Consider the following 23,242-nt stretch of genomic DNA (forward strand, 5'->3'; position numbering starts at 1 on the left):
AAGCCAACCGATTGGCTGGCTTGATTTGGATTTGGCAGAGGTAGCTGGACTCGAACCAACGAATGTCAGGATCAAAACCTGATGCCTTACCAACTTGGCGATACCCCTAAGGTGCAATTTTAAAGATTGCGAACTTTGACTTGTAAAATGCAGTGCATTATCACAAGAAAATTGGCAGAGGTAGCTGGACTCGAACCAACGAATGTCAGGATCAAAACCTGATGCCTTACCAACTTGGCGATACCCCTGTATAGGCAAAAAATTATACCAAATTTTTGTCAAATTGCAAGAATTTTTCCAAAAATTTATTGAAAATTTATATAAGTTATTGAAAAATAATAATTTTATAAATTTTCTGATGCAGGATAGAGACTGTCAGCAACCACGCAGGGACAAGGGGCGGACAGTTGCCATGCGGTTAATTCGGACAAATCAATGTGGGCAGGAATTGGCAAAAAAACTGTGCTGCCTGTACCAGTTAGCCTTGGGTGGGTGTTGGTGATGGCAGCCAAGCGTTGCAAATAATCTAAGGCGGTGGCGACTTGGGTGTTGATTTTGCTGGCGATGGCTTCAAAGGCGTTGTAAAAGCCAGCCTCCAAGCGTTCGCCGTATTCCAAATAGCGTGCGTTAATATTGTCCAAGAGGGCGTGATTTTTGTTCAGCTCTGGGTGGGCAAATAATGTTTTGGTTGCCAAATGAGCCTGCGGAAAAAGCAGCAAGTAGCGAGCAGCGGGCAGTGATAGTGCTGATAGCTCATCACCAATGCCCAAAGCGTGTGCGTCTGCTTGCTGGGCGTGGCTGAAAATAAAAAATGGCACATCTGCCCCCAAAGTCCTGCCAATGGCGAGCAGCTCATCAGTGGACAGGTTTAGTTGCCACAGTTGGTTTAGGGTGATAAGCGTGGTGGCACAATTGCTTGAGCCACCGCCCAATCCTGCACCTGTGGGGATTTTTTTGTCCAGATGAATGGCGATGGGCGTGGCAGCATCTGGGTAGCGTGTTGCCAAAGCAGTCGTGGCACGGCTGATTAGGTTGTCGTGCAGGTTGGCGGTCAAGGTATCAGCACCTGTCAAGGTTAATAATGGTGCATCAGCAGCAGCTGGCATAAATGTCAGCCAATCACCAAAATCCAAAGCACGAAAGACACTTTGGATATTGTGATAGCCGTCATCTCGCTTGGCAGTAATGTGCAAAAATAAGTTGATTTTGGCAGGAGAAAATACTGTCAAAGACATAGGTAGCCTATTGATGAGCAATGGTCAGGGTAACACGATGACCGTCAGCGTGCGTGATTTGTAACCGTGTTGGTAGATTGGTTTGGTTATAAGAAAATTCTGCAACCCATGCACCATTAACAGCACGCACTAGGCGACCTGTGGCATCTTGAGTGCTGTCAGAGTCGCTGGGCGATATGCGACCAACAATCCAATAGGGCAACTGGGAAATGGGAGCTTGCCAGCCTGTTGCATTGTACAACAAAGCCTCTGGACTGTCCGCTGTGATTGTGCCTGTGCGTTCGCTTGAGAGCGTGGCAGTTGTGCCATCATAGCGGATCTCAGTCGCTCCAATGCCCAACGCCCCTGTCAAATCCATTGCAAATCTCTCACCTTGTTGCGACCAAGCGTAGAATGCACTGCCTGATTGCCTACCATCTTGTGTCAGGGTGATGATGCCAATCTTGCCTGTGATGGCAAATTGAATCGGTGCGTCAGCAGTTTGGGGGGTGCTTGATGGCGTAATGCCTTGTGTGGTTGCACAGCCGCCAAGCAATAAGACGGTCAGCCCGCAAGACAGGACGGCTTTTTTGATGGTGATTGCCACTGGGCGTTGGGCTGGCAAATCATGTGCTGTAGTGTTATTCATAAGTGGATTACCGTTTGTGCTTGGATTGATTAATAAATCTGACTGTCAAGCTGTACATCTTGGTTGTTTAAGAAACGAGTTTGGAGATCGGCAAGCAGTGTATTGACCGCTTCGGTATCGCCCAATCCTTGATAAGCACGCAACAAAGTAATGCCAGCAGGCAGTGTTGGCATGACTTCATAAGGGGCTTGTAGATAGTCAATGACCGCATCGTAATTGTTCTGAGCCAGGGCATGATTGGCAAGCACCAATAGGGCATCAAGCTGCAATTGACTGTCGTAGCTTGGGTCATCAAAGTTGATATTGCTGATTGCCAAGGCAGTGTCCAATGCCTGTGCGTCATTGGGGTTTTGGCTTAGGCGAAATTTGGCATCTGCCAGTTGATAGTAGGGGTTAAAGCTATCAATCTCAAGCAGGCGATTGATGGCTTGTCGCTTATCTTCTGGCTCCAATTCATCTTCTAACAATTGAAAACTGGCATACAGCAGACGATCGTCATTGGTCAGCTCACGATTGGCGATGGTGAGCAGGTCTTTGGCTTGTTGTTTGTTGCCTTGCCGCAAATAAATCTCCGCCTGCAAGATATAACTGTCGGTGGCATAAGAGCTAAACTCATCACGCAATCGCACCAGTGCCTTGATGGCAGCATCGCTGTTGTTTTCTGCCAAATAAAACCCGACGGTTTTTTTGGTGGCATCAAGCACATATTCGTAGTGATTGACCTTTTCATAATGCAGTCGTGCATTGGTTGTATCGCCCAGCCGTTCATAGCCGATACCGATGTAATAATTGGCTTGGTTGGCGATGTCTGGCAGTTTGGTGAGCGGCTCAAGCAAAGCAATGGCATCGGCAAAACGGGCACTGTCTAGCCCGACCAATCCAGCCAATAGCGTAATGTCTTTGTCTTTGGTGTTTTTTACCGCTTCATTGAGCAGTTGCCATGCTTTGGTCAAATCGCCTGTTTCGATAAGATAGCGAGCTTCGTATAGATATAGCTCTTTTTCGGTTGGTTGTTGTTTGCGTGCTTGCGATAAAAATTGCCACAGCTCGTCCATGCGACCAGCAGCACGCAGTACATTGAGCTTTAGCGTGATGAATGCTAGGTTGGTAGGCTCACTGGCAAGGGCTTGGTTGATGTGCAATCGTGCCGCTTCAGGGTCGTTTAGCCCCATCAAGATACCAGCACGCAACACAGCAATGGAGGCGTTGGTCTCGCCCAGTCCTTGCAGGGCGTATAACAAAGCACGCTTGTCTTCGGCTTTTGGTGGAATAATACCTGTCAAAATTTGCCCCAAATCAGCACGAGGATCGTAGTGCAAAATGGTTGAAAGCATGGCGGCGGCTTGTTTGTACTCACCTGCCTTGAGTGCCAAATGCGTTACATAAAACCAAGCAGGCATATGCTCAGGGTTGGTGGCTTGCCATGCACTGGCGAAGGCAAGTGATTTGTTGGGCGTTTCGTATTCAATGGACAAAGATAAAGCACGCTCAAACACGCTGGTGGCATTTTTTTTAAAAGATTCCATCTTATAAATGCTTAACGCTTTGGCAATCTCGCCTCGATCGGCGGCAAATTCAGCCTTGAGCAATGCGTACAAATCGGGCGTATCAAGCACAGGCTCGATATCATCGGCAATCAGCGTGTCATCAGAGAGCATGGCGGCAATATCTGCCTGCAAATCAGGCTCACCAGTTGCCAGCGTATCATCTGTCATCAGCAAAGATGGCAAGGGGTCATCATTGCCATCATCAGGCAATGACGGCGGTGCGTCATCGATATCGGTGGCGTCTGCTTGCTCGGTGGCATCAGGGCTATTTTCTGCTTGGGGTGCAGGCTTATAAAAAGGCAATAATATCCTAAGCAAAGGATCGAAGATGTTCGCTTGAGCATTGGTTGCCATCAGCGAAGTGCCAATCAACAGGGTGGCACTTAGGCACAGGGTGAGCGTTGATGGGCGATGGGCAGATTTGCTGTGTGAACATTTTGGTGGGCAAATTGTAGGTGCAGGCTGATAAGCCACACGCTTGGTGTTGCCTTTTCGCCAAATTCGCCGATTGCACCAAAATTGCTTCATGATGAGTATAAACCACGCCAAATCCCAAAACTATATTATAAGGCTGTTTTTGATAAGTGCAAATAAAACCAACAAAAAATGACAAGAAAATTGCAAAAATATCCCACTTGGGCTGATTTGTTACCAAGTTTTTGTCAAAAATGATTGTCGGCAGAAAAATTTAGCAAAACCATGCGTAATTTCTTGGCGAATTTGCCACAAAAACGCCGTTAGCTGTTATAATAGGCAGTTTAATTATTTGTGCCATTTTTGACGGTTTTTTATGAGATTAGCGGTTATCGGAGTCAATCATAAGACTGCCCCTGTTGCGTTAAGGGAGCGGTTGTCGTTTGGCTCGGATATGCCACAGGCAATCACGCAATTGTCATCACAGGTTGCAGGTTGTGCCATTGTCTCAACTTGCAATCGCAGCGAGCTGTATGTAGGCATTACTGATAACTCTGCCGCTGATGAGATGATGGCAGATGATGATGTCGTGCAGACAATGCCAGCAAACCTGCATGCCGTTGCCCAGTGGCTTGCTCAATTTAAAGGCGTAGCGTTTGATGAGATTGCACCTTATCTGTACACTTATCAAGATTCTCGTGCATTGAACCACTGGTTGCGTGTGGCAGCAGGGCTTGATTCGATGATATTGGGCGAGCCGCAGATTCTGGGGCAGATTCGCCAAGCGGTTGCCATCAGTCGCGAGCATGGCGGTGTTGATAGAGAGTTTGGCTGGCTGACTCAGCAAGTATTTGCCGCTGCTCGCACTGTCCGCCGTGATACCAAGCTTGGCGAACAGGCGGTAACTTTGGGCTTTGCCACTGCCAAACTTGCCACGCAGATTTTTGACAATCCAAGCGAGCTTAGTTTTTTGTTGGTGGCAGCAGGCGAGATGAACCGCTTGGTGGCTCATAATGTTGCCGCATTGGGCGTAAAAAAAATCATCATCGCCAACCGCAGTCCTGCACGAGCCGAAGCATTGGCCGATGAACTGCAAGCAATGGCAACAGCGGCAGGTCGGCAGTTGCAATTGCAGCTTGCCACGCTTGAGCAATTGCCAGAGATTTTGCCACAGGCGGATATTGTCAGCAGTTGCAGTGGCAGTATGCAAACGCTCATTGATGTGGCGATGGTTAAGCAAGCACTCAAGATTCGCCGCCATCAGCCGATGTTGTTGGTGGATTTGGCGGTGCCGCGAGACATTGAGTCGGCAGTTGGCGAGCTGGACGATGTGTATTTGTATTCGGTTGATGATTTGCAACATGTGATTGCAGGCAATATGGCAGAGCGTCAGCAGGCGGCTGTTGAGGCGGAATTGTTGGTTGGTCAGCTGGTTGCTGAGATAGAGGCACAAATGCAGGTTCAGCTGGCACGCAGTCATATCCACAATTATCGGCAGATGGCACAGGATTATACAGATTCGTTGTTGTCAGAGGCGATGGCACAGCTTGAGCAAGGTCAAGATGCCAAAGCTGTCTTGGAGCAATTTGCCCATCGTGTCAGTCGCACATTGATGCACAGTCCTTCACGACTTATCCGCCGCAGTGCCCAATATGGCGATAACAAGGTGCTAGAGATGGTGTCGCATGAGCTGCTGCATAGCCATCGCCAATCCAAATCTTCGCAATAATTTTAGCCAGTAAGCCAAGGGCTGGAGGTGCAATCAATTGCCATAATCGGCTTGGCAAATTATCCTGCCAGATACGCCAAAACCTTTTATTAAAGTAGATTAAGCGTGTTAATTTGCTAATTGCAATTTTTCAATTTTTCAATTTTTCAATTTTTCAATTTTTCAATTTTTCAATTTTTCAATTTTTCAATTTTTCAATTTTTCAATTTTTCAATTTTTCCATGCGTTAAGTTTTATTAACTAATAAATTTATAAAAATAAAAAACACGCCATTTGTAGGCGTGTTGTTGTGTTACATATTTGGGTAGTTTGGGCCACCGCCACCTTCGGGAGCAACCCAAGTGATGTTTTGGGCAGGGTCTTTGATGTCGCAGGTTTTGCAGTGGACGCAGTTTTGGCTATTGATGACAAATTGTGGCTCTTCGCCTTCTTTTTGCACCACTTCATAGACGCCAGCAGGGCAGTAACGCTGAGCAGGCTCGGCGTACAGCGGTAGGTTGCTGGCAATCGGCACGGTCGGATCGGTCAGGCGTAAGTGGCAGGGTTGATCTTCGGCGTGGTTGGTGTTTGAGATAAAGACGCTGGAGAGCTTATCAAAGGTCAGCTTGCCATCGGCACGAGGATAGTCTGGCTTGTAGGCGTGGCTTGCCTTGTCCAGCGTGCTAAAGTCAGGCGTGGTGTCGTTGATGGTCAGAGGCATTTTGCCGTTGAGTAGATTTTGTTCTACAAAAGAAAATGCTCCGCCCAACCAAGCACCCATGCGATGCTGTGCAGGTGAGAAATTGCGTGCTTGATAAGCATCGTCAAACAGCCATGAATTCTCAAAGGCGGTCTGATATTCATGCACTTCATCGCCGCTACGACCTGCTTTGATGGCGTTAAAGATGCTCTCGGCAGCAAGCATGCCTGATTTCATCGCTGTGTGCGTGCCTTTGATTTTGGCAGGGTTTAAAAATCCTGCATCATCGCCGATTAGCACCCCGCCAGCAAAGCTAAGTTTTGGCAAGCTGTTCAGACCGCCTTTGGTCAAGGCTCTTGCCCCATAGGATAGGCGTTTGCCACCTTCCAAAATTGGGCGAATGACAGGGTGTAGCTTGAGCCTTTGTAGTTCATCAAATGGCGAAACATGAGGATTGTGGTATGATAAATCAACCACAAGACCGAAACTGACTTGATTGTTTTCGGCAAAATACAAAAACCAGCCTCCTGTCGTGCCTGTCTCTGACAATGGCCAGCCAGAGCCGTGCATGATGACACCTGTTTCGTGTTTGTCGGCATCAATCTCCCACAATTCTTTTAGCCCGATGCCGTAGTGCTGTGGGTCTTTGCCCTTGTCCAGATGGAAGCGGCTGATAAGTCGCTTGCCCAGATGTCCACGACATCCTTCGGCAAAAATCGTGTATTTGGCAACCAGCTCATAACCTGCCTCAAAACTTGGCTTAGGCTCGCCTTTGGCATTTAGCCCCATATCGCCTGTTACCACCCCTCGCACCGAGCCATCTTCATGGTATAAGATATCGCTGGCAGCAAAGCCTGGGAACATCATCACCTCTAGGCTCTCGGCTTGTTCTGCCAGCCAGCGTACGACATTGCCCAATGAGACAATATAATTGCCCTCGTTGTGCATACTGCTTGGTATGATTGAGCTTGGCAGTTTGACGCTTTTGGTGGCACCAGTTAGCATATAGACACGATCCTCGGTGGCTGCCACGGTCAGTGGGGCATTTTTTTGTTGCCAATCAGGAATCAGCTCGTCCAACGCCCGAGTCTCCATCACCGCACCTGATAGTGTATGGGCACCAAACTCTGAGCCTTTTTCGATAACACAGACGCTAAAATCATCTCGACCATCGGCGATGGCCAATTGACGCAGACGAATGGCAGCTGACAATCCAGCAGGTCCACCGCCAACAATCACCACATCAAATTCCATAGATTCGCGTTGAATTTGCATGAAAATACCCTCAAATAATTATGTAATATTTATAAAAAAGCGTGCTCGCCATCAGGCTCGGCTGGCAAATAATTTGGTTCGTGATAAAATATTACTGCTTATTGTAGCAATCCTGTCAAATTAGGCAAGTTTTTTTGTTGCTGCTATGGATAAGCATACCAATCTTGGGCGGCATTATCATGGTCTGCATTTATGTCATTTTCTTATGATGATTTGGACAAGCCGATGGCAACAAATTCTTAAGCCTGCTGATGGAGCATTGATAAATGAAACAAAATTTAAATATAATCAATAAGTTAAACCAAGATTTGAATGTGGCAACTGGCACGGCAGAACGCACACGCAAGATACCACCTTTGCAAAAATGGCAACCGAACAGCACCTCGCCACTGGATATTAAGATTTGTAGTAATGGCGAATGGTGGCATGAAGGCACAAAAATGACCCGCCAGTCACTTGTGGATTTATTTGCCAGTGTATTATGGGCGGAATATGTTGATGGGCAAAAGGTGCATTATCTAAAAACGCCAACAGACAAATATCGGATTGATGTTGCAGATACGCCATTGTTTATCAACCAAGTAAGGCAGGTTGTGGATTTGGGGCTGTTGTGGGTTGAGTTTGAGACAACCAATGGCGATGTGATACGGCTTGATGATGAGCATGATTTGTATTTTGCAGAGTATGAGGGCGTATCTCGGCTGTATATTGATACTCGTTTTAATCTGACGGCACGGCTGATGAATAATGCCATGTATCATTTGGTGGAGCTTGGCGAGATTTATCAGACTGATACGCACACACATTTGCACATCACAAGCGGTGGTAAGGTGCATATTGTCAGCCAGCCAAATGAGCCATCTGAGCGGTAGCGGATATTGTTTTTGTGCAGGTTTTGTTATAATAAGAAAGCCTTTGTGGCGTATTATTGTGTCATGTTGGACGGTGGTTGCCGTCATAGTGTGGGTGATGGTGCTTGATGATTGATACCAAGACAGAATTGACGACCAAGACAAGCGATGCACCGATTGGTATTTTTGATTCGGGCGTGGGTGGTTTGTCGGTGTTTCGGCATCTGCAACAACTGATGCCCAATGAGCGTTATGTGTATTATGCCGATACGCAAAACATTCCCTATGGCAGCAAGTCTGGCGATGAGATTTTGTTTTTGACATTGCAAGCGGTGGATTGGCTCTGCCAACAAGGCTGTAAGCTGATTGTCATAGCCTGCAACAGTGCTTCGGCACACGCATTGACGGCGGTGCGTTCACATTGTAGCGTGCCGATAGTAGGCTTGGTGCCTGCGGTCAAGCCAGCTTGCCAAATCAGCCAAAACAAGCAAATCGCCGTGCTTGCCACTCAGGCGACACTTCAAGGCAGACTGTTGGCACAGGTGATTGATGAAGTGGCAACGCCCAATGCGATAATCGTGCATAAGCATTTTGAGCCGATGCTCGTGCCATGGGTGGAGCTGGGCATGCCCATCGATCATCAGGTGGCGGATTTGCTTATCGAACAAATGCAGGTTTGGCACAGTCAGGGGGTTGATGTGGTGGTGCTGGGCTGTACGCATTATCCATTTTTTCGCCAGTTTTTGCAGGAGTGGATTGACAGCCATGCGGTAAATATGACTTTGCTTGATTCGGGAGCGGCGATTGCCGAACGCGTCAAATCTTTGTTGGATTTTTTTGGGATAAAGAGCAGCCACCATCAGCCAGCCGATGTTGTTTTGACTTTTTATGCATCAAGCATGGCGGGCGATGTGGCAAATACCGCACAGCGATTGGCAGGCGTGCCGATGCTATTTGTGGACAGTGAATTTTCCCCCTTATATCCATAGTAATGTTATGGATTTGGGCGGTAAAAATTGCCCAATAAGTGGCTTTTAATTATTTTTTATAAATTTTAATATGCAAAAAGTTAAAATAACCAGCAATATAACCAAAAAAGCCACCAGATTGTCATCAGGGTGCTTGTTTGCTTGAAAATAATTCAGATAAAAAATCAGCAGTCCACAAGCAACGGTTGAGACAGTCAAAATAACTTTTTTCATTGGGTGGTTTTCTTGAATGGCAGTTACATTGTTTTGTGATATTCCGATATTTTTACATCGGAGATTTTGGCTCTTTTGTATTCCACTCGTATTTCTACCAAAACAACGCTCTAAAATTTCATTGTGGTATATACAAATCAACAATCCAGCAGAAATTTAACCCGACAGCGATGGGCAACTTGCAACAAAATACCATTATCCCCAGCGATGACGGTTTGCATTTTTGATAAAAATTTGTTGTAATAACATAAATCGCTGCGGTGGCAGTCGCCATACGCACCTGCGATTGTGTATCATTGAATCATTAAAAGGAGTATGTGATGACAACTGACAAATCAACCTTGCGTGATGAAATTGAAAAATTTGATGAATTGACCGAAACCATGCACGATGCCGAGAAAAAACGCACGCTTGCCGAGCAGGTTGCTTACCTAAAAAGCCAAGGCATTGACCCAGCAAAAACCTATGCCGAATGGGACGATGACAAGCAGGACGATTGATTGAACATGATTAAAAATCCCAAGTGTAGGCTTGGGATTTTTTGATGGGATTATTTGACAGGCACAAGCGATGCCGAGCCGTCAGCGTTGATGACACGCCGATAGGTCGTGCCAGTTGAGCTGGTGGCAGATGGCGTGATGGTGCTGGGCTTGGTGGCTGTGCTGCCCAAGTTATTTGCAGGCGTGCTGTTTTGCTTGCCTTGACTGGTGATGAGCCGATGGAATTTTTGCCCTGCACGGCCGTCAGGATTGACCCCAGCTTTGCGTTGATAATCCATGATGGCACGGCGGGTGTTGTCGCCAATGATGCCATCAACCGCCCCAATGTCATAACCTGCATCAATCAGCCCTTGCTGGATTTCTTTGGCTTCACGGCGGCCGATGCCTGGGTCATCAGTTGGCCAAGCGGTGGCAAAATCGGTGTTGGTATTTTCGCTTGTGATCAAATCGGACAGATGGGCGATTGCCAAAGCGTAGCTTTCTGAGGCATTGTAGCTGTAAAAGGTGTCAAAATTTTTGCCCACCAAAAATGCAGGGCCGTTTTTGCCAGCAGGCAATAATAGACCTGCCGAAGCCATATTATCAGGCAGTGGTTTGCCATTTGGCAGAGTGATGCCCTGTGATCGCCAATGGCTGATGGGCTGCTTATTGCGGCGACCGCTTGAGCCATCATAGCCATTTAGCTTGACTTCATAGCCCCACGGCTCGCCACTGCGATAGCCTCGTTTTACCAAAAAATTGGCGGTGCTTGCCAGTGCATCGGCTTTTGAGTTCACCAAGTCTTTGCGACCATCACCATCAAAATCCACCGCAAGCTCTAAGAATGTGCTGGGCATGAATTGCGTTTGTCCAAAAGCACCCGCCCATGAGCCTGTCATATCCTGCGGTCTGATGTCGCCATTTTGTACGATTTTTAGAGCATTGGCAAACTCACCACGAAAATACGACTGGCGACGATCAAAACATGAGAGGGTTGCAAGGCTGTCAAAGAGATTTTTCTTGCCGAGCGTTTGCCCAAAATTACTCTCCACGCCCCATACGCCAAGCACATGCTCAGGCTTGACGCCATAGCGACTTTCGATACGCCGTAGCACATCGGCTTGCTCACGCTTGGCACGGATACCATCTTCGACGCGTTCGCTATCAACCAGCGATGCCAAATAATCCCAGACATCTTTTTTAAACTCGGGCTGATAATTCAGCGAGCGAATCACGCTCGGATCTGGCTGGGCAGGGCGATAAGCCTCAAAGGTTGCCGAAGAAACGCCACGAAAAGCAGCGGTGTTTTTTAGGGTATTTAAGCACTGCTGAAACTCGCTGTTGCTAAGATTGGGCAGGTCATTGCCATTGGCAGATGCGGTGCTAACTGCACCCAAGCCTGCCAAGACAAGGGCTAGATAGGCGGAGATTTTCATAAGAATCCTTAAGTTGTGGCAAATACGCCTAGCTTAGCCAATTTTGGCAAAAAATTCAAAACAAAAATCATCTTGGCGGTGAATAATTGGGCAATTTCGCCAAAATCAACCAAATCAGCAACAAAGCGGTAAGATTACCACGCAAAATAATTTGGCTTGGGTGGTTTATGAGCGAAGCAAATGTGCGTAACTGGCACGCAATTTGGCAAGTTTTGGCGGAATAACCATCGCACAATAAGCCTGCGTGGGGTTGTTGGCATAGTAGTTTTGGTGGTAGGCTTCTGCTGGATAAAAGCTCACAGCTGGTTGCACTCGGGTAACGATATTCATGCCATCATCGCTTAGCTCGGTGATGAGCTGCTCGGCAGTTTTGGCTTGTGCTTCGTTATAATAATAAATCACTGACGCATATTGTGTGCCAATGTCGTTGCCTTGGCGGTTTAAGGTAGTGGGGTCGTGCGTGGCAAAAAACACCGACAAAATATCATGCGTGCTGATGATGGTTTCGTCATAGCTGACCTCTACCACCTCAACATGGTCAGTATTGCCTGTGCAGACGGCGGGATAATTGGCGGTTTCGGCGGTGCCGCCAGCATAGCCACTGACGACCGACACCACGCCTGACAAAGAACAAAAAACCGATTCGGTACACCAAAAACAGCCACCGCCCAGCAGTATTGTTGTTGTATTATTCATAACCACTCCAAGGATTTTGTTTATTTATCGCAATTTTTGTGCCAATCAATGCTATAATAGACGCATTTTAGTGTAGCACAAACCATGCCAAACGCCAAACACGATACCTTATTTACCACGCCTTTGGACAAATCCGCACGCTTTAGTTTTGATGAAGAAGTGGTGGCGTGCTTTCCTGATATGATTCGCCGCAGTGTGCCGGGCTATGGGCAGATGCTGGCGATGTTGCCGATTTTGGCACGCAGACATTGTCTGTTTCGCCAGACGACAGCACAGGGCAACAAGGTCAGCCGTGTGTACGATTTGGGAACTTCGCTTGGGGCGGCAAGTTTTGCTTTGGCGGATAAATTTGCCGCAGATGAGCTTGAGATTGTCGCCATTGACATCTCGCAGCCAATGATTGATAAAGCAAAAACAGTGCTTGGCGAGCATTATCCGCAGCACAATATCCGCTTTGAGTGTGCTGATGTGTGTCAAGTGGAATTTGCCGAGTGCGATTTGATTATTATTAATTTGACCTTGCAGTTTTTGCCACCGAATCGGCGACTTGAGCTATTGACCAAGTGCTATCATGCGTTGGCATCTGGGGGTATTTTGATTTTGACCGAAAAAACCCATCTTGATGATGAGCAGTATGATGCTTGGCGTGTTGAGCGGTATTATGATTTTAAAAGAGCCAATGGCTACAGCGAGATGGAAATCAGCGGCAAACGCAACGCCCTTGAAAATGTCCTCATCACCGACACGCTACAGACGCATTATGACAGGCTACAGCAAGCAGGTTTTCAGCGGTGCTTGACTTGGTTTATGTTCCTAAACTTTGCCTCAATTGTGGCATTTAAACCCTAAAATAACGCCAAGCCAACGGCTGGTTGATTGACAGTTAAGATTATGACAAGTATTGTACGCAGTGAGCAGGCACTGTATCAGACATTGTTTGCTCTGGCACAGCATTATCCGATTGCCTATGAATGGCTAAAACGACTGCCTGATTGGCTGACAGCCGTCAAAAATAAAGACCGCTATGCTCATGCACCGTTTTATCAGTCGGTGGTCGATAAGCTGCCCCCAATTGCCCCAACCGCTGTCTATCTTGATGAGGCGTGCGTGCGTGCCGAAGTGGCTTTTGATGACAGTGAGTATCGCCGCAGCAGGGCGTTGCTTGCCAATCTGATGCCGTGGCGAAAAGGTGGCTTTATCATTGGGCGTGATGATAGGACGATTCATATAGACACCGAGTGGCGTAGCGATCTAAAGTGGGAGCGAGTGTTACCGCACATCAGTGATTTGACAGGCAGGCGAGTGCTTGATGTCGGTGGCGGCTCTGGTTATCATGGCTTTCGTATGGTTGGTGCTGGTGCCAGCACGGTGGTGGTGATTGATCCGTCATGTTTGTTTTATCATCAATTTATGGCGATACGGCATTTTTTGGGCGAGCTTGGCAATCGTTTTGGTCAATCGCCAATTCACTTTATCCCTGTGGGTTTGGAGGAGTTGCCCCAAGATACACGGCAGGCAGGGTTGTTTCATACAGTGTTTTGTATGGGGGTGTTGTATCATCGGGCATCGCCGTTTGAGTGCTTGGCACAGCTAAAAGCTCAGCTGGCACATGGGGGCGAGCTGGTGCTTGAGACTTTGGTGGTGGCAGGGGACGAAAATACGGTGCTGGTACCACAAGACCGCTATGCGATGATGAACAATGTGTATTTTTTGCCTTCGGTGGCAGCCCTGACAGTGTGGCTCAAAAAAGCAGGATTTGTGGATATTCGCTGTGTTGATGTCAATATCACCACAACCGATGAGCAGCGAGCAACCGATTGGATGACTTATCACTCGCTTGGTGATTTTTTGGACAGTGATGACAATAGCAAGACCGTAGAGGGTTACCCCAGACCCATGCGTGCGGTGATGGTGTGCAAGCGACCTTGAGATTTGATGATATTGGCTACAAATCTGCCACACAAAAGTCAGACAATATCGCTATAATAGCCGCCAGTGCCAATTGGCAATTTAACAACAAATAAAGGTGAGAATATGGCAGGAGGTAGTTTACTACTGCTACTTGATGACATTGCAGCAATTTTGGACGATGTCTCGGTAATGACAAAGCTGGCGGCAAAAAAGACCGCAGGGGTGCTGGGTGATGATTTGGCACTCAATGCCCAGCAAGTAACAGGGGTGCGTGCTGACCGTGAATTGGCAGTGGTTTGGGCGGTGGCAAAAGGCTCATTTGTTAATAAGCTGATTTTGGTGCCAGCAGCCTTGATTATCAGTGCTGTGGCAGCATGGTTAATCACGCCGCTTTTGATGATTGGTGGGGCGTTTTTGTGCTATGAAGGGGCAGAAAAAGTTGTCCATAAAGTCGCTCCAAGTTTATTGCCACATGATACTGATGACGATGCAGCCCATCAGCAACGCCTAAAAGCCAATGCCGATGAGCAGGTGGATTTGGTTGCACTCGAAAAAGACAAAATCCGTGGTGCGATTCGTACCGATTTTATCCTATCGGCAGAGATTGTCGTTATCTCGCTTGGGGTGATGACGGCGGCGACACTTGCCACCAAGGCAGCTGCACTATCAGCGATTGCAATATTGATGACGGTGGGGGTGTATGGCTTGGTTGGGCTGATTGTCAAACTTGATGACATGGGCGTGCATTTGCTGAACAAGCCATCATCTGCCGCACAAGCACTGGGTCGGGGGCTGCTTGCCTTTGCACCACAGCTGATGAGATTTTTGTCAATCGCAGGAACTGTAGCGATGTTTTTGGTTGGTGGCGGTATTTTGGTGCATGGTGTGGCAATCTTAAGCGAGCAAGCACAGACGCTGTCGGCATTGTCAGGCGTGTTTGGTGGCTTGACCGAGACGCTGTATAATGGTGTGGTTGGGCTGATTGCAGGCTTGTTGATTTTGGCAGGGGTTATACTTGGCAAAAAACTCATCAAAAAATAACCTTCGTGGCACAGCTGTCTGTTGTGCCATTTGTACAAATTCGCTGACAGACACGGACGGTTTGTGGCGTTTATGCTCGTGTATTCACTTGTAGATTTGTATTATCAATTCACTCTCATGCACAAAACCATGCCAAGATTTTGTGTGCTGCCTGTAGCATTTTCTGTGGTTTTTAAAAATAACCAACCAATGCAGTCAGATGGCATGGCAATTACTTCGCCAATGGTGAATTTTGGTTTTATTTGGCTGTTATTTTTACCCATCATGGCACAAGAAGCAAGAAGGTTGTGGCTTATTTCATAAATAAGCCAATTGTGATGGGTTTTGGTGTTTATTGCTTGATAATCAGTGAATCAATGCCATTATTGCGTAGACGAACGCTGGCAGCACTGGCTTCGGCTTCGTTCATTGGCGTGGAGATGACCTGATAGATGCTTATACCGTCTTTGGTGGTGCGGCGAATCACCACAGCATCTACGCCAGCCATCAGCACTTCGGCTCGTTTGATATCGGCTTCTTCGGCTTTGCGGTAGCTTTTGATTTGCAGGATATAATCGCCCTGCGTGGGTTTGTTTTGTGCGATGCCACGATCGGACTCTTGGTCTGGGGTGGTGCCGACTGGCGTATCGTCTGATTTGGCGGCCGTGTCATCGCTGGACTTGGCGGTGCTGCCGATGACCAAATCTGTCGTTGGTGCAGGCAGAGAGCTTGCTTTATGCTGCTGAATGCTTACACCTTCAGGAATGCTTTGGAACTTTTGATTGGGCAGAACTTCATAAAACTCAAACACCATCGGTTCTTGCTTATCATAAGCAGTGGTCGCTGCCTCTGGCTGTGGGGCTGGGGCTGATGATGACCCAAAAAACAGCCAGCCAGCAATTGCCGCCAGCAACAAGCCGACAAGTATGGTAATGCCGCTCCAGCTGAACTTTGGTTCTGCGTCTGAAGAAATGGCGGTAACAGCAGGCTGGTTGTGGCTTTTTGGCGTCATGATATATCCTGTGTAAATAAACGAAAAATTTGCCAAAGGTTGCTTTGGGCAATATTTTAGCAAATTTTTCCAAAAATATCGTGTTTAATTCTTGTATGAAGGTTGGTAGTTGCCATTTTTATTGTTATAATGTGGTAATAAATTATCACAAAGGTGCTTTTGATGTCTGTGATGGCGACACAATTTATGGTATCTGCCGAGACAATAACCACTTTGGGGCTGTATGTCCTATTGCCAGTTTTTATCGGGTTTTTGATTTTTATCATGTGGGATATTTCAAAAAAGTCTGATGCAGGCAAGGCAGGAACTTTTTGGATTTTTGTTGCCTTGGGCATGGGCTTTTTTGGCTTTATTGCCAAGCTGGTTATCGAATTTGTGCTTGAAAAATGGGTTTTGTAACGCATTTGGGCGTTTTATTTGGAGAATATTATGAAAACTTTGGCAATTTTTGTGGCATTGTCGGCGGCGATGATGCTCAGTGCTTGTGGCGATAAGAAAGAGAAAGTCTATGCTGTTGATCGTGTTGAGGCGGCACAAGAGGCAGCTATGGCAAAAGCACCAAAGCCAGAAGAGATAATTTTTGAAGACCATGGTCAGCCAACCTTCGCCGAAACCGCTGCCAAGGGTGGTGCAAAACCAGCCGATGCTGCGACAACCGACACAGCCACAGCGGACAAGGCAGTTGAGGCGGCAGCTGACAAATCGGCTGAAAAAACTGATGAATCAGCAGACACCGCCAGCCAGTCGCAAGCAAGTGATGCTGCCAAGCAATAATCCCAAAACCCACAGGCTGTAGTTTGTGGGTTTATTTTTGTGTTTTTGCTTACCAAGCCTTCGGGTGGGCGTGGTAGTATCTGTGGCATTGGCACATAATATTGTGCAATGATATTTGATATATTATTTATTTTTAATTACCATTAACAACAAGGAGTGTCTATGTCGGCAACAAATTTGGATTCTAAGCAACTGCTTGAGTACTCGGTGGTATATACCGAGCGTGCGGTTAATCATATGTCCATGCAATTTCAGGCGGTGATGCGAGGGTTGTCTTATGAGCTTCGGCAGCTATATCAGGCTGATGCGGTGGCAATCGTACCTGGCTCTGGCACATTTGGCATGGAGGCGGTGGTGCATACGCTGGCAAAAGACAAGGACTGTGTGGTGATTCGTAATGGCTGGTTCAGTTATCGCTGGACGCAGATTATGGACGCAACAGGTTTGGTGAAGTCTTGTCAGGTGTTCAAGGCACAAGCCAAGCAGCACGATGGCGTGTTACAGTTTGTCCCAGCTGATATTGACAAGGTGGTTGATTATATCCACAAGCAGCGTCCGCAGTTGGTGTTCGCACCCCATGTTGAGACAGCATCTGGCATTATGCTGCCTGATGATTATATCAAGGCTCTGGCACAAGCGGTGCACGCAGTTGATGGACTGTTAGTGGTTGATTGTATTGCTTCGGGGTGCTTGTGGCTGGATATGAAAAAGTTGGGCATAGATGTGCTGTTGTCTGCACCACAAAAAGGCTTGTCCAGTACACCTTGTGCTGGTTTGGTGATGTTGTCAGATGCCGCCAAGCAAGCAGTGGCGTGCAGTACGCCATCAAGTTTTGCACTTGATTTGCGAGCATGGCTCAATGTGATGGCAGCATACGACAGTGGCGGTCATGCTTATCATGCCACGATGCCAACCGATGGCTTGGTGCAGTTGTATCAGGCATTGCTTGAGGCAAAGACACAGGGCTATGATGTGCTAAAAAATGCCCAAATCACACTTGGCGAGCGGATTTTGGCTTTATTAAATGCCAAAGGAATTAACAGCGTTGCCGATCGAGCAGTGCAGGCGTATGGGGTGATTGTTTGCCATGCACCAAACGAGGCGGTGCATAAGGGTGCGGCATTTGCCGAAGTGGGCGTGCAGATTGCTGCAGGCGTGCCATTGCAACTTGATGAGCCAGCAGATTATCGCAGTTTTCGCATTGGACTGTTTGGCATTGATAAATTAACCGATATTGATGGCACGGTGGCACGCTTTGCATTGGCGGCAGATCAGGTGTTTGCGGTATAATTTTGGATAGCTTGCCGCTAATATAAACGGCATGGGCGTATAAATTGGACAGGTGTTTTGCCGTTTTGCTGATTAATATTGACAGATTGGCGGACAAAAGGGCGATGTGGGGCATTGCAGACCTGCTGTGGCTGTACTGCTTGGGGTGATGATTGGCATATTAAGAAATAAACTTAGGCGATACCAAGATAGCAAAAATAACTAGGAGGTTGTATGAGTTTTCATGCTGTGGCATATGAACAAAATCTGGCGGTGGTTCAGGCATTTGAGCCGAGTCTGTTATGGCAATGGTTTGCACGCATCAGTGCAATTGCTCACCCAAGCCATCATGAAGAGGCTTTGGCAACTGATATTGTCGCATGGGCAAAGTCGCAAGGGCTGGCAGTACGCCGTGATGCGGTGGGCAATGTCATCATCAAAAAACCCGCTTCGGCAGGCTATGAGAATCGTGCTACCGTCGCTTTGCAGGCACATTTGGACATGGTGCCACAGGCCAACGCTGAAGTGGAGCATGATTTTGCCACCGATCCCATCAGGCTGCGAATCAATCCCAATGACGGTGCTTGGCTGATGGCAACAGGAACGACCTTGGGGGCGGATAATGGCATTGGCATGGCAAGTTGCCTTGCGGTATTGGCAGATGATACGCTGGCTCACCCAGAGCTTGAGGTGCTGCTTACCATGACTGAGGAGACTGGCATGGTTGGGGTGTTTGGTTTGCAATCAGGCGAGCTTAACGCCACGATGATGATTAATACTGATACCGAGGAAATCGGCGAGGTGTATATCGGCTGTGCTGGTGGCATTGATGCTGATGTCAGATTGCCCGTGCTGTGGCAAAAAACCGCCTTTGATACCGCCATCACCATCGATATTAAGGGCTTGCGTGGTGGGCATTCTGGGCTGGATATTGATAAGAACCGCAGCAGTGCCATCAAGATATTGGCACGAGTTTTGGCGGTGCTAAATCAACAGTTTTCTGGACAATTTGCCATCTCTGGACTGCATGGCGGTACTTTGCGAAACGCCATCGCTCGTGAGGCAACCGCAACCATCAGTTTGCCACAGACCATCAAATCCCAAGTTGTGCAGTGCATTGAGCTGACTTTGGATACAATAGCTGCCGAAATTGCCAAGGCGGAACCGAACTTTGTTGGTACGGTGGCACAAACTGCCCTGCCAGATACCAGCTTGACACCACAAGACAGCACGCAAGTGGTGGATTTGATTCATGCTTTGCCAAATGGAGTGGTACGCCAAAGCGATGTGGTAGCAGATACGGTTGAGACTTCTTTATCGTTTGGGCAATTGGCACTTGATGAGTCAGGTCTGCGGTGCGTGTTGCTGATTCGCTCATTGGTAGAATCTGGCAAGATGGCGGTGTGCGATGTTTTGTCAAGCATTGCACGCCTAGCAGGTGCAAGCGTGTGTTTTAGCGGCGATTATGTTGGCTGGAATCCTGATGAGAATTCTCCAATCACAGCCCTGACCGTGTCTTTGTACGAAAAAATCCTAAACCGCAAGCCTGATATCAAGGTCATTCATGCAGGGCTGGAATGCGGTTTGATCAAAAAAAGCCACCCCAACCTTGATATTGTCTCAATTGGGCCTACCATCAAAAATGCTCACTCGCCTGATGAGATGGTGCATATCGAATCGGTGGCGGCTTATTGGCGATTATTGACTGATATTTTGGCAAATGCACCAATGCGATGATTTAACTTGACGGTTGAGTGCTTTAAGATAACAGTTGATGCCATCAAAATTTGGGTACGATCCCATATGGATGCAAACACTTGGCTTGGCAATGATCTGCTTGGCGGTTGCTAATGTTTAATCAATTGCCAAAATTGTATGGGTGGCGGATAGCTATCTGCTGGCAAATGTTTATGCCTAAGGCTGCAAAGGTTATTTGGCAGCAAAGCCAAGTGGCAAAATGATGGGTTTGTCGGTTGAATAAACTTGCAGCTTGGGACAAGAGTGCGATAAAGCCATGATAATTTATCGCAAATTAACACGGTCAGCATTGTTTGTTTGAACCAAAATTGGCGACAAGACTATAGCGACAAGACTTGGAATATTGCCAAATCTATAGGCAAGTGCGAGCTTGGCAGGACAATGCTTGGTGCAAAAGACTGCACCAAGTGATAAATTTGCCAAGTTGGGGTCGGTGATTTTTAGGTTTTTTTCGTGGGGCGATGCCAGTTGTCAATGGTAACTTGCTGACTGCGTGCCAGTGTTAATTTGTCATCGGCGGCATCTTTGGTAATCACTGATCCTGCCCCGATGGTGGCGTTGTTGCCGATATTAACAGGAGCGACAAGGCTGGAATTGCTGCCCACAAAAGCACCATCACCGATGATTGTGCGAGATTTGTTCACGCCGTCATAGTTGCAAGTGATGACGCCAGCACCAATATTAACCTCGCGACCAATTTCACTGTCGCCAGCATAGCTTAGGTGGTTGATTTTGCTGCCTTGTCCGAGCGTGGTTTTTTTGGTCTCGACAAAGTTGCCGATTTTGACATTGTCAGCCAGCAGAGTCTGGGGGCGTAAATGGGCAAAAGGCCCAATGCTGGCATCAGAGCCGATATTACTGCCGTCAATGACGCAATAAGGCTTGATATGAGTGGCGTTGCCGATGGTGCTGTCAGTGATGATTGTTCCTGCGTCAATCTGCACACCATCACCAAGCGACACCTCGCCGATAAATATGGTATTGATATCAATAAACACATCTTGCCCACAGCGCAGTCGCCCACGAATATCTACACGATCAGGGTCGGCAAACTGCACGCCAGCGTGTTGTAAGGTGCGTATCTGATGAGCCTGATAGTGGCGTTCTAGATTTGCCAACTGAATGCGGTCATTCACCCCTTCGATTTCAAAATCAAACTCTGGGGAAATGGTCGCAATCTCCACACCATCAGCAACCGCCAATTTGACAATATCGGTCAGGTAATATTCACCCTGTGCGTTATCATTGGTGAGACAAGGCAGGTATTTGTGCAATAGGGCGTTGTCCACGCAATAAATGCCGCTGTTGATTTCTTTGATGGCTTTTTGGGCATCGGTGGCGTCTTTTTGTTCAACGATGGCAATGACTTGCTCGTTTTTGCGGATAATGCGACCCAGCCCAAATGGATTGTCCACCTCTAGGGTCAGCATGGAAATGCCAGCTGTGTTGGCAGCGACCAATTGTTTGAGTGTGTTTTCGGTGGTAAGTGGCACATCACCATACAAAATCAGGCTTTTGCCTGTGGTGGGCAGATGAGGTAGGGCGACTTTGACAGCATCACCTGTGCCAAGTTGCTCGGTTTGTTCGGCAAAAATAATATCATACCCTGCCAGTGCCTGCTTGACCATCTGACCACCAAAGCCATAAATCAGCACAGTGCTGTCTGCACCGATGGCAGCACAAGTGTCTAGCACATGACGCACCAAAGGCTTACCAGCTAAGGTTTGTAGCACCTTTGGTCTGGTGGATTTCATGCGTGTGCCTTTGCCAGCGGCCAAGATGATGGTATGCAGGGTCATGATGGCTCCTTAGGATTGATGAGTAGGTGTGTAGTATTTGTGGCGATTGATGCGATGCTCAAACTGGCGAAATGCGAACAAAAATACCCAGCTGATGAGCAGATAAATCACCCCAGCGGCAAAATACATCTCAAGGTTCAGGTAAGTTGCAGCCATGATTTCACGAGCCTTATAGGTCAGCTCAGCAACAGTGATTGATGCCGCCAAAGCACTGCCTTTTAGCATAAAAATCACCTCATTGCTATAGGCAGGAATCATGATACCAAAGGCACGAGGCAGGGTGATGCGGCGTAATTTTTTTAGCTTGGACATACCGATGGCATCGGCAGCTTCCAGTTCGCCTTGTGGCACAGCTTGTATGGCACCACGCACAATCTCGGCAATGTAGGCAGAGGTATTGAGTGTAAAAGCAATGATGGCACACCAGTAGGCTTGGCTTAGCACAGGCTGCCACAGGGCAGATTGCTTGATGGCATCAAATTGACCCAAGCCATAATAGATTAAGAAAATCTGCACCAAAAGCGGCGTGCCACGAAAAAAGAAAATATACATCGCAGGGATTGCACGCAGCCATACCACAGGCGACAACCGCCATAAGCCAAGCAAAACACCAAAGATAAGACCCAAGGCACAAGAGGCAATCACCAGCTCAAGCGTGGTGATGGACGCTGACAACAGGTCAGGAAAATACTTAATAATCGCTTGCCAATTCCAATTCATGCCTGACCTCGTGATTGTTTGCGTAACATCTTAGCGTAGCGTGCAGCAGGGTTGGCACGAGCCTCGCACCACATAACAAACAGCGTAATGATTGATGTCAAAGCCAAATAAATCAGTGCCGCTGCCAAATAAAAAGTAAATGGTTTTTGGGTTGCTTGCGAAGCACGCTGGGCAAAATACATTAAATCCTTCAGTCCGATGAGTGATACTAGGGCGGTGTCTTTGAGCAGTACCAGTGTCAAGTTGCCAAGTCCGGGCAGGGCAACAAGCCACATTTGGGGTAGGATAATGCGTGTCCAAGTCTGAAAAGGCGTCATGCCAAGACTTTCGGCAGCCTCAAACTGACCCTTGGGAATGTCTTGAATCGCCATGCGAAAAACTTCGGTGGCGTAGGCTCCAAACATGACAGAAAGAGCCACAACCCCTGCCCAGAATTCAGAAATATTAATGCGACCTTGATAGCCAAGCTGTTTGGCGATGACCAAAAAAATCACACTGCCGCCATAAAAGATAAAAAACACCATGAGCAGTTCAGGAATGCCACGCACGACAGTTGTGTAGATATTGGCAAGTTTTTGCAAAATCCACAGGTTTGAGAGTTTGGCACACGCACCCAGCAGCCCAAAAATCAAACCAAAAAACAAACTGGCAAGACCCAGTTTGATGGTCAAAAGTGTACCTTGTATTAAAATTGGGCCGTAGCCTTGTAAGTCAAACACGCTGATACCTTGTGCGTTGCCTGAGCAACTTTTGATGTTAATATAAACGCACACTGGCAAGGTCTAGCCCAGCCAAGAGTGCAATGGAT

22 protein-coding genes and 2 tRNA genes are annotated in these 23,242 nt (G+C 47.5%); 12 read left to right on the plus strand and 12 right to left on the minus strand.

Annotated elements, in window-relative coordinates:
* Window positions 1-32 precede the first annotated feature (32 nt).
* The 5 genes from BW928_RS03650 to BW928_RS03670 form a co-directional block, all read right to left on the minus strand.
* Window positions 33-108 (minus strand) — tRNA-Gln (locus tag BW928_RS03650).
* A 64-nt stretch (window positions 109-172) separates the two neighbouring features.
* Window positions 173-248: transfer RNA gene (locus BW928_RS03655), tRNA-Gln, on the minus strand.
* Window positions 249-344: 96 nt separating this feature from the next.
* On the minus strand, window positions 345-1,235 hold the full coding sequence (gene ispE, locus BW928_RS03660; RefSeq protein ID WP_076554885.1) for a 4-(cytidine 5'-diphospho)-2-C-methyl-D-erythritol kinase: 891 nt from the start codon (window positions 1,233-1,235) through the stop codon (window positions 345-347).
* A 7-nt stretch (window positions 1,236-1,242) separates the two neighbouring features.
* Window positions 1,243-1,863: a lipoprotein insertase outer membrane protein LolB gene (lolB, locus tag BW928_RS03665; protein WP_227516539.1), complete on the minus strand. Its 621-nt coding sequence runs from the start codon at window positions 1,861-1,863 to the stop codon at window positions 1,243-1,245.
* A gap of 29 nt (window positions 1,864-1,892) precedes the next feature.
* A complete protein-coding gene (locus BW928_RS03670) occupies window positions 1,893-3,938 on the minus strand; it encodes a tetratricopeptide repeat protein (RefSeq protein WP_076554886.1) in 2,046 nt (681 codons plus the stop codon).
* Window positions 3,939-4,200: 262 nt separating this feature from the next.
* On the opposite strand from BW928_RS03670, the gene hemA reads away from it, so the two are divergent.
* The gene (gene hemA / locus BW928_RS03675) at window positions 4,201-5,553 is read left to right on the plus strand and encodes a glutamyl-tRNA reductase (protein ID WP_076554887.1); all 1,353 of its coding nucleotides are present in this window, start codon (window positions 4,201-4,203) and stop codon (window positions 5,551-5,553) included.
* Window positions 5,554-5,845: 292 nt separating this feature from the next.
* Here the strand turns inward: hemA and BW928_RS03680 are convergent, their stop codons facing one another.
* Window positions 5,846-7,507: an electron transfer flavoprotein-ubiquinone oxidoreductase gene (locus BW928_RS03680; protein ID WP_076554888.1), complete on the minus strand. Its 1,662-nt coding sequence runs from the start codon at window positions 7,505-7,507 to the stop codon at window positions 5,846-5,848.
* Between the two features lie 266 nt (window positions 7,508-7,773).
* Between BW928_RS03680 and BW928_RS03685 the strand changes: the two genes are divergently transcribed.
* From BW928_RS03685 to BW928_RS03695, 3 genes are all read left to right on the plus strand, one after another.
* Entirely contained in the window at window positions 7,774-8,379 is a 606-nt protein-coding gene (locus tag BW928_RS03685; RefSeq protein ID WP_076554889.1) for a DUF1285 domain-containing protein, read from the plus strand.
* A gap of 107 nt (window positions 8,380-8,486) precedes the next feature.
* Window positions 8,487-9,347 carry a glutamate racemase gene (murI, locus tag BW928_RS03690; protein WP_076554890.1) on the plus strand — a complete coding sequence of 287 codons (861 nt, stop codon included), beginning with the start codon at window positions 8,487-8,489 and terminating at the stop codon, window positions 9,345-9,347.
* 533 nt (window positions 9,348-9,880) lie between these two features.
* Entirely contained in the window at window positions 9,881-10,060 is a 180-nt protein-coding gene (locus BW928_RS03695; protein ID WP_076554891.1) for a hypothetical protein, read from the plus strand.
* A gap of 50 nt (window positions 10,061-10,110) precedes the next feature.
* Here BW928_RS03695 and BW928_RS03700 read toward each other — a convergent pair whose 3' ends face one another.
* On the minus strand, window positions 10,111-11,475 hold the full coding sequence (locus tag BW928_RS03700) for a lytic murein transglycosylase (protein WP_076554892.1): 1,365 nt from the start codon (window positions 11,473-11,475) through the stop codon (window positions 10,111-10,113).
* A 165-nt stretch (window positions 11,476-11,640) separates the two neighbouring features.
* On the minus strand, window positions 11,641-12,171 hold the full coding sequence (gene msrA / locus BW928_RS03705; RefSeq protein ID WP_076554893.1) for a peptide-methionine (S)-S-oxide reductase MsrA: 531 nt from the start codon (window positions 12,169-12,171) through the stop codon (window positions 11,641-11,643).
* An 84-nt stretch (window positions 12,172-12,255) separates the two neighbouring features.
* On the opposite strand from msrA, the gene cmoA reads away from it, so the two are divergent.
* The 4 genes from cmoA to BW928_RS03725 all read left to right on the plus strand — a co-directional run bounded on the left by cmoA (window position 12,256) and on the right by BW928_RS03725 (window position 15,426).
* Entirely contained in the window at window positions 12,256-13,020 is a 765-nt protein-coding gene (gene cmoA, locus BW928_RS03710; RefSeq protein ID WP_076554894.1) for a carboxy-S-adenosyl-L-methionine synthase CmoA, read from the plus strand.
* A gap of 42 nt (window positions 13,021-13,062) precedes the next feature.
* Window positions 13,063-14,100, plus strand: coding sequence for a tRNA 5-methoxyuridine(34)/uridine 5-oxyacetic acid(34) synthase CmoB (cmoB, locus tag BW928_RS03715; protein WP_076554895.1), 1,038 nt, complete (start codon window positions 13,063-13,065; stop codon window positions 14,098-14,100).
* 105 nt (window positions 14,101-14,205) lie between these two features.
* The gene (locus BW928_RS03720) at window positions 14,206-15,123 is read left to right on the plus strand and encodes a DUF808 domain-containing protein (protein ID WP_076554896.1); all 918 of its coding nucleotides are present in this window, start codon (window positions 14,206-14,208) and stop codon (window positions 15,121-15,123) included.
* 72 nt (window positions 15,124-15,195) lie between these two features.
* A complete protein-coding gene (locus BW928_RS03725) occupies window positions 15,196-15,426 on the plus strand; it encodes a hypothetical protein (RefSeq protein ID WP_076554897.1) in 231 nt (76 codons plus the stop codon).
* Between the two features lie 28 nt (window positions 15,427-15,454).
* Here the strand turns inward: BW928_RS03725 and BW928_RS03730 are convergent, their stop codons facing one another.
* Window positions 15,455-16,114 carry an SPOR domain-containing protein gene (locus BW928_RS03730; RefSeq protein ID WP_076554898.1) on the minus strand — a complete coding sequence of 220 codons (660 nt, stop codon included), beginning with the start codon at window positions 16,112-16,114 and terminating at the stop codon, window positions 15,455-15,457.
* 162 nt (window positions 16,115-16,276) lie between these two features.
* On the opposite strand from BW928_RS03730, the gene BW928_RS03735 reads away from it, so the two are divergent.
* The 4 genes from BW928_RS03735 (at window position 16,277) to BW928_RS03750 (ending at window position 19,894) form a co-directional block, all read left to right on the plus strand.
* Entirely contained in the window at window positions 16,277-16,513 is a 237-nt protein-coding gene (locus BW928_RS03735; protein WP_076554899.1) for a DUF2788 domain-containing protein, read from the plus strand.
* A 30-nt stretch (window positions 16,514-16,543) separates the two neighbouring features.
* Window positions 16,544-16,888, plus strand: a complete 345-nt coding sequence (locus BW928_RS03740) for a hypothetical protein (protein WP_076554900.1) — start codon at window positions 16,544-16,546, stop codon at window positions 16,886-16,888.
* A gap of 162 nt (window positions 16,889-17,050) precedes the next feature.
* Window positions 17,051-18,178 carry an aminotransferase class V-fold PLP-dependent enzyme gene (locus BW928_RS03745; protein ID WP_076554901.1) on the plus strand — a complete coding sequence of 376 codons (1,128 nt, stop codon included), beginning with the start codon at window positions 17,051-17,053 and terminating at the stop codon, window positions 18,176-18,178.
* 213 nt (window positions 18,179-18,391) lie between these two features.
* The gene (locus BW928_RS03750) at window positions 18,392-19,894 is read left to right on the plus strand and encodes an aminoacyl-histidine dipeptidase (RefSeq protein ID WP_076554902.1); all 1,503 of its coding nucleotides are present in this window, start codon (window positions 18,392-18,394) and stop codon (window positions 19,892-19,894) included.
* Window positions 19,895-20,355: 461 nt separating this feature from the next.
* Here the strand turns inward: BW928_RS03750 and glmU are convergent, their stop codons facing one another.
* Genes glmU through BW928_RS03765 form a run of 3 tightly spaced genes read right to left on the minus strand, consistent with a single transcriptional unit; the run spans window position 20,356 to window position 23,153 of the window.
* On the minus strand, window positions 20,356-21,714 hold the full coding sequence (glmU, locus tag BW928_RS03755; RefSeq protein ID WP_076554903.1) for a bifunctional UDP-N-acetylglucosamine diphosphorylase/glucosamine-1-phosphate N-acetyltransferase GlmU: 1,359 nt from the start codon (window positions 21,712-21,714) through the stop codon (window positions 20,356-20,358).
* A gap of 9 nt (window positions 21,715-21,723) precedes the next feature.
* A complete protein-coding gene (locus tag BW928_RS03760) occupies window positions 21,724-22,434 on the minus strand; it encodes an ABC transporter permease (RefSeq protein ID WP_076554904.1) in 711 nt (236 codons plus the stop codon).
* Window positions 22,431-23,153, minus strand: coding sequence for an ABC transporter permease (locus tag BW928_RS03765; RefSeq protein ID WP_076554981.1), 723 nt, complete (start codon window positions 23,151-23,153; stop codon window positions 22,431-22,433). Before BW928_RS03765 ends, BW928_RS03760 begins: the two co-directional genes overlap by 4 nt.
* Window positions 23,154-23,242: the final 89 nt, after the last annotated feature.

This window comes from Moraxella cuniculi DSM 21768 (assembly GCF_900156515.1).
Lineage (GTDB): Bacteria > Pseudomonadota > Gammaproteobacteria > Pseudomonadales > Moraxellaceae > Moraxella > Moraxella cuniculi.

Coding starts and splice junctions, on each gene's coding strand:
- ispE (WP_076554885.1), bottom strand. CDS start 1,235: ATGTCTTTGACAGTATTTTCTCCTGCCAAAATCAACTTATTTTTGCAC.
- lolB (WP_227516539.1), bottom strand. CDS start 1,863: ATGAATAACACTACAGCACATGATTTGCCAGCCCAACGCCCAGTGGCA.
- BW928_RS03670 (WP_076554886.1), bottom strand. CDS start 3,938: ATGAAGCAATTTTGGTGCAATCGGCGAATTTGGCGAAAAGGCAACACC.
- hemA (WP_076554887.1), top strand. CDS start 4,201: ATGAGATTAGCGGTTATCGGAGTCAATCATAAGACTGCCCCTGTTGCG.
- BW928_RS03680 (WP_076554888.1), bottom strand. CDS start 7,507: ATGCAAATTCAACGCGAATCTATGGAATTTGATGTGGTGATTGTTGGC.
- BW928_RS03685 (WP_076554889.1), top strand. CDS start 7,774: ATGAAACAAAATTTAAATATAATCAATAAGTTAAACCAAGATTTGAAT.
- murI (WP_076554890.1), top strand. CDS start 8,487: ATGATTGATACCAAGACAGAATTGACGACCAAGACAAGCGATGCACCG.
- BW928_RS03695 (WP_076554891.1), top strand. CDS start 9,881: ATGACAACTGACAAATCAACCTTGCGTGATGAAATTGAAAAATTTGAT.
- BW928_RS03700 (WP_076554892.1), bottom strand. CDS start 11,475: ATGAAAATCTCCGCCTATCTAGCCCTTGTCTTGGCAGGCTTGGGTGCA.
- msrA (WP_076554893.1), bottom strand. CDS start 12,171: ATGAATAATACAACAACAATACTGCTGGGCGGTGGCTGTTTTTGGTGT.
- cmoA (WP_076554894.1), top strand. CDS start 12,256: ATGCCAAACGCCAAACACGATACCTTATTTACCACGCCTTTGGACAAA.
- cmoB (WP_076554895.1), top strand. CDS start 13,063: ATGACAAGTATTGTACGCAGTGAGCAGGCACTGTATCAGACATTGTTT.
- BW928_RS03720 (WP_076554896.1), top strand. CDS start 14,206: ATGGCAGGAGGTAGTTTACTACTGCTACTTGATGACATTGCAGCAATT.
- BW928_RS03725 (WP_076554897.1), top strand. CDS start 15,196: ATGCTCGTGTATTCACTTGTAGATTTGTATTATCAATTCACTCTCATG.
- BW928_RS03730 (WP_076554898.1), bottom strand. CDS start 16,114: ATGACGCCAAAAAGCCACAACCAGCCTGCTGTTACCGCCATTTCTTCA.
- BW928_RS03735 (WP_076554899.1), top strand. CDS start 16,277: ATGTCTGTGATGGCGACACAATTTATGGTATCTGCCGAGACAATAACC.
- BW928_RS03740 (WP_076554900.1), top strand. CDS start 16,544: ATGAAAACTTTGGCAATTTTTGTGGCATTGTCGGCGGCGATGATGCTC.
- BW928_RS03745 (WP_076554901.1), top strand. CDS start 17,051: ATGTCGGCAACAAATTTGGATTCTAAGCAACTGCTTGAGTACTCGGTG.
- BW928_RS03750 (WP_076554902.1), top strand. CDS start 18,392: ATGAGTTTTCATGCTGTGGCATATGAACAAAATCTGGCGGTGGTTCAG.
- glmU (WP_076554903.1), bottom strand. CDS start 21,714: ATGACCCTGCATACCATCATCTTGGCCGCTGGCAAAGGCACACGCATG.
- BW928_RS03760 (WP_076554904.1), bottom strand. CDS start 22,434: ATGAATTGGAATTGGCAAGCGATTATTAAGTATTTTCCTGACCTGTTG.